Here is a 10,775-nt window from a genome sequence, read left to right as displayed (position 1 = left end):
CCGTTCACTCGGCGGCGGCCACGGCGCGGTCGGCGGCCGGGACGGCGCGGACCGGGCGGGGCGCCGGGCGGCGCGGGGTCGGCAGGACGGCGGTGATGACGATGAGCAGGAAGACCCACAGGCCCGCGGTGCCGGCGATGCCGAGCACCCCGTCCGGACCGGCCGGCAGCGCGTACTCGTAGAAGCCGGCACCGGTCTTCGGCACGGTCTGGCCGCCGATGAACACGGTCCAGCGGAACATCCAGGCGCTGTGGACGGCGATCAGTCCGGTCAGCAGGCCCGTGCCCGCCGGTCTGGCGACGGCGATGACGAAGGGAACCGCGGTCGCCAGCACGGCCCACACGGCGGTGATTCGCCACGCCGGCGAGTCCGCCACGCTCTCCAGCGCCACGGCGTGCGTCCGGTCGATCCCGAACAGGCCGAGCGCCAGCCACACGCCGCCGACCGTCATGACGGCGCCCAGGAAGGCGGCCAGCAGCCGGCTCGCCTGCCTTTCCACGGCGCGGTCGCCGTCCGCGGCGACGCGGTTCAGGATCAGCACCAGGCCGGCCGCCCCGACCAGCGCGGTGGTGAGGAACTGCACCGGCAGGAAGGGGGTGTGCCACAGCGGACGCGCTGCGACGACGGCGACCTCGACGCCGGTGTAGAGCGCGACCAGGGCGGCACCGGCGAGGACGACGAGCCCCGTGGCGCGGATCAGCCGGTCGCTGCGGCCGCCGCCCAGGGCGGCCAGGCGGTAGAGCGCGGCGAGGCGGCTGTCCACACGGCCGTGCTCCTGGAACTCCTCGCGCAGGCAGGCCCAGGCGTAGACCAGCAGGCCGGCGACGTAGAAGGGAATGAAGAAGGCGCCCCACCACATCCAGGACGTCGGGCGGAGCACGACGTAGAAGTGCCAGAAGCGGCCGGGCTGGTGCAGGTCGGACAGCAGGGCCACCGGAGCGGCCAGCCCGCAGGTGAGCGCCACCAGCAGGGCGAGGCGGCCGAGCCTGCGCCACTCCTCCTTGGCGAAGGCGTAGCCGGGCAGGCTCAGCAGGACGCCGCCCACCGACAGGCCGATGAGGAAGAAATACTGGACGGCCCAGGGGAGCCACGCGACCTCCCGGGTCACGTTGATGACCTCGACGACGCTGGTGTCCATCACGCGTGCTCCTTCTCGGCATGGGCGTCGGCGTGCGGCCGGCCGCTCGGACGCCACAGGGTCGGCGTGCCGTCCACCCGGCCCTGGAATTTCGGATCGAGGCCGATGTAGAAGACCCGCGGCTGCGTGCCCTGCTCGGGCTTCAGCACCTTGGGGCCCTCGTCACGGACCAGCGCGGAGACGGTGCTGCCCGGATCGTTCAGATCGCCGAAGATGCGGGCGCCGCCGACGCAGGTCTCGACGCAGGCGGGAAGAAGCCCGGCGTCGACGCGGTGGACACAGAAGGTGCACTTGTCGGCGGTTTGCGTCTCGTGGTTGATGAAGCGCGCATCGTACGGACAGGCCTGCACGCAGTAGGCGCAGCCGACGCAGACCGTGTTGTCCACCACGACGATGCCGTCCTGGCGCTGGAAGGTGGCGCCGGTCGGGCAGACGGTCAGGCAGGGCGCGTCCTCGCAGTGATTGCACAGGCGCGGCAGCATGTAGGAGCCGGTGCTGCCCCGCTCCGTCACCTCGTAGGTCGAGACGATGGTGCGGAAACTGTTCTCCGGGACGTCGTTCTCCATGATGCAGGCGACCGTGCAGGCCTGGCAGCCGACGCACTTGCGCACGTCGACCACCATGCCCCAACGGTGCGCCGCGTCGCCTCCCGTGCGCGCCTGCGCGGCCGCGACCGGTGCCGGAGCCGGCGCGGCCGCCCCGACGGTGGCGGCGCCGACGCCCAGACAGAAGTTGCGTCGTGATCGGTCCATGACGGGCCCCCTTGCACGGAATCCATGCGCCGCGGACATCCGCGGGCCTTCTTGCGCAAGGGTACCGGCGTCGGGCCGCCCGTCCCATTGGGGGGAACCCTAGACTTGTTGGGGTTTTCCCCAAGGACGATGTGTCGCAGACGCCGTGCGGCGTGGACCGGCGCGGCGCCCGGCCGTCATCCCGCCTCGAGCAGGAGCCGGGTCAGGTCGGCGATCGACCCGACCTCGAGCTTCTCCATCACGTTGTGCCGATGGACCTCGACCGTCTTCAGGCTGAGGTTGATCTCGACGGCGATCACCTTGTTCGGCTTTCCCGCCACGACCAGATCGGCGACCTGCCGCTCCCGCGGCGTCAGGCGTGCCAGCAGGGCGTGGACATGCCTCTTGCGGGCCCGTTCCTCCCAGAGCCGGAGCGACTTCTCGAGCGCCTCGTGGACGCGGTCGAGGAGCATCTGGTCGTTGAACGGCTTCTCGACGAAATCGACCGCGCCCGCGCGGAACGCCCGCGCCGCCATCGGCACGTCGGCGTGGCCGGTGATGACGACGACGGCCAGCAGCGATCCGGCCCTGGCGAGGGTGTCCTGCAGTTCCAGTCCGCTCATGCCCGGCATGCGCACGTCGGTCACCAGGCAGCCCGGGCGGTCCGGGGGGACGGCGCGGAGGAATTCCTCGCCCGAGGCGAAGGTTTCCACGGGCACGCCGAGCGAACCGACCAGCCAGGCCAGCGAGTGCCGCATCGCGGGATCGTCGTCGACGACGTAGACGGTGCGGGGCGTGCCCCCGCGGACCGTGTCAGCCTGCATGGTGTCGCTCCTCGTTGCCGGCCGATTGCCCGTCCTCCGCGACGGGCAGGACGAAGCGCATCGCCGCGCCGCCGCCGGGATTGTCCGTCGCCCAGAGATGGCCGCCGTGGGCCTCGACGATGGTCCGGCAGATCGACAGCCCCAGTCCCATGCCGCCGGGCTTGGTGGTGAAGAACGGGTCGAACAGCCGCGCCCGCGCCTCTTCCGAGAGCCCATGGCCACGATCGGCCACCACGACCTCGACCCGTCCGTCCCCGTCGCGTCCGGTGCGGACGGTCACGCTGCGGGCCCGCCCTCCCGCCGCGCCGGCCGACCCGTCCTGCATCGCGTCGAGGGCGTTCTTGATCAGGTTCAGCACCACCTGCTCGATCTGCACGCGATCCGCCAGCACGGGCGGAAGGCCGTCGGCAAGGTCCAGGGCGATGCTGGCGTTGCCGGTGCGCGCCTGGCCCTCGCACAGCGCGAAGGCGGCGCGGACGGCCTCGTTCACGTCCGTCGGCTCCATCTGGGAGGCCCGTTTGCGGACGAAGTTCCGGATGCGGGCGATGATCTGCCCGGCGCGTTCCGCCTGTTCCGCGATGGCCCGCGTGATGTCCGCCAACTGGGCCGGGTCCGCCGTCCCGCTCGCCAGGCGCCGGGTGCAGCCGCGCGCGTAGTTGGCGATGGCGCCGAGCGGCTGGTTCAACTCGTGCGCCAGATTGCTGGCCATCTCGCCGAGGATGGAGAGGCGGGCGACATGGTCCATCTCCTTCTGCCGCGCGCGGGCGGTCTCCTCCGCCCGGCGCCGCTCGGCCATCTCGCGCACGAGGTCCCGGTTCGCCGCCCGCAGCTCCGCGGTGCGCACCTTGATCAGGTGCTCCACCCGCAGCGAGTGGATCGCCCACCACAGGAGGGCGAGCGCGCCGACCGCCAGCCACTCCCAGTGCTCGCGCGCGACGTCGAGCACGGACACCTCGCGCAGGTAGCGGTACGGCCCGATGCGCAGGGACCGGAACAGGGTGTGGACGGGCTGGTAATCGAGCGGCACCGTCCAGCCCTCGTAGCCGCCGGCCTGCGCCGCCGGATGGTTCCGGGGCATCTGGAACAGGGCGACGACGACCGCCTTCGCCAGCTCGTCCGGCGTCGTGGCGAGCCGCGCCAGGGGCCAGTCGGGATACAGATCGGTGGACAGGGCGCAGTCGAAGCCCGGCGCCGCCCTCGGCGCGAGGACGCGGAACCGGCTGGCCTCGATGCGGCCCTCCGCCGCCAGCTCCTCGAGCACGCAGGCCCGCAGGATGCCGGCATCGATCTCGCCGTCGCGGACGGCGAAGACGACGCGGTCCACCGGGAACCCGGAGAAGCGGAGATCCTTCACGTCGCGGTAGGGATCGACCCCGGCGTCCAGCATCATGCCCCAGGCGACCTGGAAGCCGCCGAAGGCGTCGGGATCGATCGCCATGACCGTGCGACCCCGCAGATCGCCGACCTCGCGGATGTCGGTGCGGTCGGAGCGGACGATGAGGACGGAGCCGATGGCGCCGCCGGACGCCCCGGCGCGCGAGGAGTGGAGCGTGGCGATCCGGGTCACGCCGTGACGGGCCTCGAGCTCCACGTAGTTTCCGGTGTTCGTCAGGACGAAGTCGACGGTCCGGGCCTGCACGGCGGCGTCCATCCCGCGCAGGTCCAGCGGCACCATCGCCGCACCCCGGTCCGGGAACCGTTCGGCCAGATAGCGGATGGTCGGTTCCCAGACGGCGTTCGCGTGCTCGTCGCCCCGGTAGGCGAGCACGCCGACGCGGATCGGCGGTTCGGCGGCCTGCAGGGGGCCGGCGGCCAGGCAGGCGGCGGCCCACATGGCCGGCGCGAGACGCCGGACCACCGATCGGCCCCGCCAAGGGAAAGGTCCGCGCCGACATTTGGCCGGCCCGGCGGCCGTCGTCCTCATCTGTGCCCCCGAAACTCCCGCGGGGGTGTGTCCCCGCATGCCGCATGAAAGCACGGGAAGGGGCCGGAGCGGTTTGCGGCATGTCAGCCGCGGCGCCGGAAAGCGCCGTCGCGGCGGCGCGGCGGAGAATGGCTGGGGAGCGGTCCCGAGGTCGGGCGGAGGGTGCTGCGGCGCAGCGACGCAAACGTTTGCGCAAACGTTTCCGCGGCGCTATCGTCGGCGTCAGCACCGGCCCCATCGCGGAGAAGGGCATCATGAAACGGGCGACCCTGCTCAACGCACCGCTCAGCGCCGCCATCGCCGGCCTGGGCCACACCCAGACCCTGGTGATCGCCGACGCCGGCCTGCCGATCCCGGCCGGGCCGCAGCGCATCGACCTCGCCGTGGTGGCGGGGCTGCCGTCCTTCCTGGACGTGCTGGCCGCGGCCGCCAGCGAGATGATGATCGAGCGGGCGGTGATCGCCGCCGAGATGGCGGCCGCCAACCCGGCGCTGCGCCGGGCGCTGGACGACGCGTTGGCGGCCGTCGCGGCCGCCCAGGGCCGCCCCGTCGCCGTGGAGGAGGTGCCGCACGAGACGTTCAAGCGGCTCACCGCCTCGGCGGCGGCGGTGGTGCGCACCGGCGAGTGCCGCCCCTACGCCAACATCATCCTGACGTCCGGGGTCACCTTCTGAGGGCCCGCGCCATGACCACCCAGCCCGCCGCCCAGCCCGCCGCCCAGCCCGCCGCCCAGCCCGCCGCCCAGCCGGCACCGGCGTCCGACCGCCGGGTGCTGCTCGACCTCGACGGCATCAGCAAGAGCTTCAGCGCCGTGCCGGTGCTGTCGCGGGTGGCGTTGCGGGTGCACGCCGGCGAGGTGATGGCGCTGATCGGCGAGAACGGCGCCGGCAAGTCGACCCTCATGCGCATCGTCACCGGCATCATCCCGGCCGACGCCGGCGGCGCCATCACCCTGCGTGGCCGGCCGGTGCGCTTCGCCGCGCCGCGCCAGGCGATCGACGCCGGCATCGCGATGATCCATCAGGAGCTGAACCTCCTTCCCCATCTCAGCGTCGCCGACAACATCTTCCTGGGCCGCGAGCCGGTGAACCGCTTCGGCCTGATCGACCGGCCGCGCATGGCGCGCGAGACGGCGGCGCTGCTGGCGCGGCTGCGCCAGCCGATCGCGCCGGACCGCCTCGTCGGCGGCCTGAGCGTCGGCCAGCAGCAGATGGTGGAGATCGCCCGGGCGCTGTCCCTGAACGCCGAGCTCATCATCATGGACGAGCCGACCGATGCCCTGACCGACGTCGAGACGGCGATCCTGTTCGACGTCATCCGCGGGCTGCGCGCCGACGGCAAGGGGATCGTCTACATCTCGCACCGCCTCGGCGAGATCTTCGCGCTGTGCGACGCCGTCACCGTCCTGCGCGACGGCCACATGGTGCACCGCGGCCCCATCGCCGAACTGGACGAGGCCGGGCTGATCCGCCACATGGTCGGCCGCACCATCACCGACCAGTACCCCTACCTGCCGTGCCCCGCCGGCCCCGAGCGGCTGGCGGTCGAGCACCTGGAGGCGGCCGGCGTGAGCGACGTCAGCTTCACCGCCGCCGGCGGCGAGATCGTCGGCTTCGCCGGGCTGATGGGCGCCGGCCGGACCGAGCTGGCCAAGGCCATCTACGGCGCCAACCGGCTGCGTGCCGGCGCGGTGCGCGTCGACGGCGCGCCGGTGCGGCTGCGCAACCCGCACGACGGCGTGCGCGCCGGCATCGCCTACGTGCCCGAGGACCGCAAGAGCGAGGGGCTGATCCAGGCGCACTCCGTGCGCACCAACATGTCCCTGGCGGCGCTGGAACGGCTGTGCCGGCCCGGCGGGCTGATCCGCCGGGCCGCCGAGCGCGGCGCCGTCAGCCGCTTCATGACCGCCTTCTCGGTCAAGGCGCCGGGCATCGACGCCGAGGTGCGCACCCTGTCGGGCGGCAACCAGCAGAAGGTGTCGCTCGCCAAGGCGCTGCTGCTCGAGCCGAAGGTGGTGATCCTCGACGAGCCGACGCGCGGCGTCGACGTCGGGGCGCGGCGCGAGATCTACACCCTGATCAACGAACTGAAGGCGCGCGGCCTGTGCATCCTCCTGATGTCGTCGGACATGCCGGAGCTCCTCGGGCTCTCGGACCGCATCCTGGTGATGGCCGGCGGCCGCTTGGCCGGCCGCTTCGCCCGGGGCGAGGCGACCCAGGAACGCATCATGGCCCGGGCGGTCGGCTGACGGCGCGGAGCGGACGATCATGAACACCCTCACGACCTTCCTGTCCCGCAACAAGCCGCTGGTCGGCCTGGTGCTGCTGATGGCGGCGGTGTCCGCCTTCAGCCCGAACTTCCTCACCGTCGACAACCTGCTCAACATCCTGCGGCAGACCTCGATCAACGGGGTCATCGCCGTCGGCATGACCTTCGTCATCCTGTCCGCCGGCATCGACCTGTCGGTCGGCTCGGTGCTCGCCTTCTGCGGCGCCGTCTGCGCCTGGCTGGTCGGCGCCGACCTCAACCTGTGGCTGGCGGTGGCGCTGACCCTGGCGCTCGGCGCCGGCCTGGGCGCCGCCAGCGGCGTCGCCGTCGGCGTCGGCGGGGTGCAGCCCTTCATCGCCACCCTGGTCGCCATGACCATCCTGCGCGGGGCGACCCTGGTGTTCACCGACGGCCGGCCGATCACCACCGGCAGCGGCGCCGGCGCCGACGCCTTCTGGGAGATCGGCGGCGGCTACCTGCTGGGCGTGCCGGTGCCGGTGGTGGTCGCCGGCCTCGTCTTCGCCGGCGGCGGCGTGGTCCTGTCGCTGACCCGCTTCGGCCGCTACACCTATGCCATCGGCGGCAACGAGGTGGTGGCCCGCCTGTCGGGGGTCGGCGTCGTCGGCGTCAAGACCGCGGTCTACGCGGTGTCGGGCCTGCTGTCGGCGCTGGCCGGCATCATCCTCACCGCCCGCCTGGAAAGCGCCCAGCCGACCGCCGGCGCCGGCTACGAGCTGGACGCCATCGCCGCCGTGGTGGTCGGCGGCACCAGCCTGTCGGGCGGCAAGGGAACCCTCTTCGGCACCCTCGTCGGCGCGCTCATCATCGGCGTGCTGAACAACGCGCTCAATCTGATGAACGTGTCCTCGTACTACCAGATGATCGCCAAGGGCGCCGTCATCCTGCTTGCGGTGCTCGCCGACAGCCGCAGGTCGTCGTGAACCGGCCGCCAGAAGACCGGCACGCGAACAGCACAACGGCACAAAGGAAGGATCCGTCATGCGTAAGATAGTCGCCGCGACCCTGGCAGCGTCAGCCTTGCTGGTGTCCGCTTCCGTGCAGGCCGCGGACACCATGGCGTTGGTGGTCTCCACCCTGAACAACCCCTTCTTCGTCACCTTGAAGGAGGGGGCGGAGGCCAAGGCGAAGGAGCTCGGCTACACCCTGCTGGTCCTCGACTCCCAGAACGACCCGGCCAAGGAGCTGGCCAACGTCGAGGATCTGGTCAACAAGAAGGTCAAGATCCTGCTGATCAATCCCACCGATTCCGACGCCGTGCGCTCGGCCGTGCGCGCCGCCAACCGCGCCAAGATCCCGGTGGTCACCCTCGACCGTTCGGCCAACGGCGGCGAGGTGGCCTCCCACATCGCCTCCGACAACGTGGCCGGCGGCCGGATGGCCGGGCAGCTCGTCCTCGACAAGCTGGGCGGCAAGGGCAAGGTGGTCGAGCTGCAGGGCGTGCCCGGCACCTCGGCGGCGCGCGACCGCGGCAAGGGCTTCCACGAGGTGGTGGACGGCGCCTCCGGCGTGACGGTCGTCGCCAGCCAGCCGGCCGACTTCGACCGCACCAAGGGCCTGAACGTGATGGAGAACATCCTCCAGGCGCAGCCGGCGATCGACGCCGTGTTCGCCCACAACGACGAGATGGCGCTGGGCGCCGTCAAGGCGATCCAGGCGTCGGGGCGCGACATCCCGGTGGTCGGCTTCGACGGCACCGACGACGGCGTGGCGGCGGTCAAGGACGGCAGCCTCTACGCCAGCGTCGCCCAGCAGGCGGCGATGATCGGCTCGCTCGGCGTCGAGACCGCCGCCAAGGTGCTGAAGGGCGAAACGGTGCCGGCCTTCACGCCGGTGCCCCTCAAGGTCCTCACCAAGTAGGCGCTGCCGCGACGGCGCGCCGCTGGCCGGCGCGCCGTCGCGGACCGCGGACCGGATTCCCCCATGGCAACGATCAAGGACGTGGCCCGCGCGGCCGGCGTGTCGGCGAGCACCGTCTCCCACGTCGTCAACGGCACGCGCTTCGTCGCTCCGGACACCGCCCGGCAGGTGCAGGACGCCATTCTCCGGCTGGGCTACGCCCGCAACGACATCGCCCGCGCCCTGAAGCGCAGCCGCACCCGCACGCTCGGGATGATCGTTCCCTCCAGCTCGAACCCCTTCTTCGCGCAGGTCATCCACGGCCTGGAGACCGCCGCCTTCGAGCGCGGCTACAGCCTGATCCTGTGCAACTCCGACGACGAGCTGGACCGGCAGGTGCGCTGCTTCGACGCGCTGCGCAGCCGGCGCATCGACGGGCTGGCGATCCTGTCCCCCGACCCCGGGCCGGATTTCCTGGAGGCCGTCGCGGCGGCCGAGCCGGAGCTGCCGCGGCTGCTGCTCGACACCGCGCCGCGCGCCGGCGCCTGCGTGGTCGCCGACGATTCCTTCGCCGGCGGGCGGCTCGCCGCCGCCCTGTTCGCCGAACGCGGCTTCCGGCGTGTCGCCTGCATCACCGGCCCCGCCGGCCATCCCCAGTCGCGGGCCCGGCGCGCGGGCTTTGCGGCCGGCCTGGCGCAGGCCGGGCTCCCGGTCGAGCCGGACCTGGTGCGCGAGGCCGACCTGACGATGCCCGGCGGCTACGCCGCCGCCGCCTCCCTGCTGGACGGGCCGCCGCCGGAGGCGATCTTCGCCTTCAACGACCTGATGGCCGTGGGGGCCCTGCGGGCCGCCCAGGAGCGCGGCCTGACGGTGCCGGACGACCTGTCGGTGCTGGGCTACGACGACATCGAGCTGGCGGCCTACGTCACGCCGCCGCTCAGCACCGTCCGCCAGGCCGCCGCCGCCCTCGGCGAACGGGCCGCGGCGCTGCTGATCGACCATCTCGAAACCAACCAGCCGCTCCCCGACCGGCTGCTCCTGGCGCCGGCCCTGGTGCTGCGGGGCTCGGTCGGCCGGCCACCCCGGAGGATCCCATGAGCGACGCCCGGCAACGCCCCATCGTCGTGTTCGGCAGCGTGAACATCGACGTCACCGCCTACAGCGAGCGCCTGCCGCGGCCGGGCGAGACGGTGCACGGCAGCCGCTACGTCATGGGGCTGGGCGGCAAGGGCGCCAACCAGGCGGCCGCCGTCGCCCGGCTCGGCGCGGCGGTGGAGATGGCGGGGCGGACCGGGACCGACGGCTTCGGCGCGATGGCGCGCCAGCGCCTCGACGGCTTCGGCGTCGGCACCGCCCATCTGCGGGCCGATCCGGAGGGCGCCACCGGGATCGCGGTGATCGGCGTCGACGCCGCCGGCGAGAACTGCATCACCGTCATCGGCGGCGCCAACATGGCCGTCGCCGAGGCCGACGTGAGCGCCGGCGAGGCGCTGTTCCGCCGCGCCCCGGTGCTCCTCCTGCAACTGGAGATCCCGCTGGCGGCCGGCCTCGCCGCGGCGGCGGTGACGCGGGCCGCCGGCGGGCGGGTGATCCTCGACCCGGCACCGGCGCCGCGGGACGGCCTGCCCGATGCGGCGTTCGGGACGGTCGACCTGATGACCCCCAACGAGACGGAGACGGAAGCCCTGGTGGGCATCCGGCCGCGCACGCCCGAGGAGGCGGCGGCCGCCGCGGCGCGCCTGACCGGGCGCGGCCTCGCCATGGCGGTGGTCAAGATGGGCGCCCAGGGCGTCTATTTCCGCGGGCCCGCGGGGGAGGGGTTCGTGCCGCCCTTCGCGGTGAAGGCCGTGGACAGCGTCGCCGCCGGCGACTGCTTCAACGGCGGTCTCGCCGTCGCCCTGGCGCGCGGCGACGGCCTGGAGGCGGCGGTGCGCTTCGCCGCCGCCTGCGGCGCCCTCGCCACCACCCGGCCTGGCGCGGCGGAGTCGGCACCCTCCCTGGCCGAGGTGATGGCCCTGCTGTCCTGACCGGCG

10 protein-coding genes are annotated in these 10,775 nt (G+C 73.0%); 6 read left to right on the top strand and 4 right to left on the bottom strand.

From position 1 onward, the window contains the following. Positions 1-4: 4 nt before the first annotated feature. The 4 genes from nrfD to ACSBPG_RS21835 all read right to left on the bottom strand — a co-directional run bounded on the left by nrfD (position 5) and on the right by ACSBPG_RS21835 (position 4,551). Entirely contained in the window at positions 5-1,138 is a 1,134-nt protein-coding gene (gene nrfD, locus ACSBPG_RS21850) for an NrfD/PsrC family molybdoenzyme membrane anchor subunit (RefSeq protein ID WP_435539333.1), read from the bottom strand. Further along, complete coding sequence (dsrO, locus tag ACSBPG_RS21845; protein WP_435539332.1) at positions 1,138-1,890, bottom strand: sulfate reduction electron transfer complex DsrMKJOP subunit DsrO; 753 nt, start codon at positions 1,888-1,890, stop codon at positions 1,138-1,140. Before dsrO ends, nrfD begins: the two co-directional genes overlap by 1 nt. Positions 1,891-2,066: 176 nt before the next feature. After that, entirely contained in the window at positions 2,067-2,693 is a 627-nt protein-coding gene (locus tag ACSBPG_RS21840) for a response regulator transcription factor (RefSeq protein ID WP_435539331.1), read from the bottom strand. After that, positions 2,683-4,551, bottom strand: coding sequence for a sensor histidine kinase (locus ACSBPG_RS21835; protein ID WP_435539330.1), 1,869 nt, complete (start codon positions 4,549-4,551; stop codon positions 2,683-2,685). Before ACSBPG_RS21835 ends, ACSBPG_RS21840 begins: the two co-directional genes overlap by 11 nt. Before the next feature lie 320 nt (positions 4,552-4,871). On the opposite strand from ACSBPG_RS21835, the gene rbsD reads away from it, so the two are divergent. From rbsD to rbsK, 6 genes are all read left to right on the top strand, one after another. Continuing rightward, positions 4,872-5,291 carry a D-ribose pyranase gene (gene rbsD / locus ACSBPG_RS21830; protein ID WP_435539329.1) on the top strand — a complete coding sequence of 140 codons (420 nt, stop codon included), beginning with the start codon at positions 4,872-4,874 and terminating at the stop codon, positions 5,289-5,291. Between the two features lie 11 nt (positions 5,292-5,302). Beyond that, positions 5,303-6,865 (top strand): sugar ABC transporter ATP-binding protein, encoded by a 1,563-nt coding sequence (locus ACSBPG_RS21825; protein ID WP_435539328.1) that lies wholly within the window; start codon positions 5,303-5,305, stop codon positions 6,863-6,865. Positions 6,866-6,884: 19 nt separating this feature from the next. After that, complete coding sequence (gene rbsC / locus ACSBPG_RS21820; RefSeq protein ID WP_435539327.1) at positions 6,885-7,826, top strand: ribose ABC transporter permease; 942 nt, start codon at positions 6,885-6,887, stop codon at positions 7,824-7,826. Positions 7,827-7,884: 58 nt separating this feature from the next. Further along, positions 7,885-8,763, top strand: coding sequence for a ribose ABC transporter substrate-binding protein RbsB (rbsB, locus tag ACSBPG_RS21815; RefSeq protein ID WP_435539326.1), 879 nt, complete (start codon positions 7,885-7,887; stop codon positions 8,761-8,763). Between the two features lie 63 nt (positions 8,764-8,826). Then, positions 8,827-9,840 carry a LacI family DNA-binding transcriptional regulator gene (locus ACSBPG_RS21810; protein ID WP_435539325.1) on the top strand — a complete coding sequence of 338 codons (1,014 nt, stop codon included), beginning with the start codon at positions 8,827-8,829 and terminating at the stop codon, positions 9,838-9,840. Next, positions 9,837-10,769, top strand: coding sequence for a ribokinase (gene rbsK, locus ACSBPG_RS21805; RefSeq protein WP_435539324.1), 933 nt, complete (start codon positions 9,837-9,839; stop codon positions 10,767-10,769). The genes ACSBPG_RS21810 and rbsK overlap by 4 nt, the downstream gene beginning before the upstream one ends. The last annotated feature ends 6 nt before the right edge of the window (positions 10,770-10,775 follow it).

Source organism: Azospirillum sp. ST 5-10 (assembly GCF_051225715.1).
Lineage (GTDB): Bacteria > Pseudomonadota > Alphaproteobacteria > Azospirillales > Azospirillaceae > Azospirillum.
This window is presented reverse-complemented; position numbering and strand designations above follow the sequence as displayed.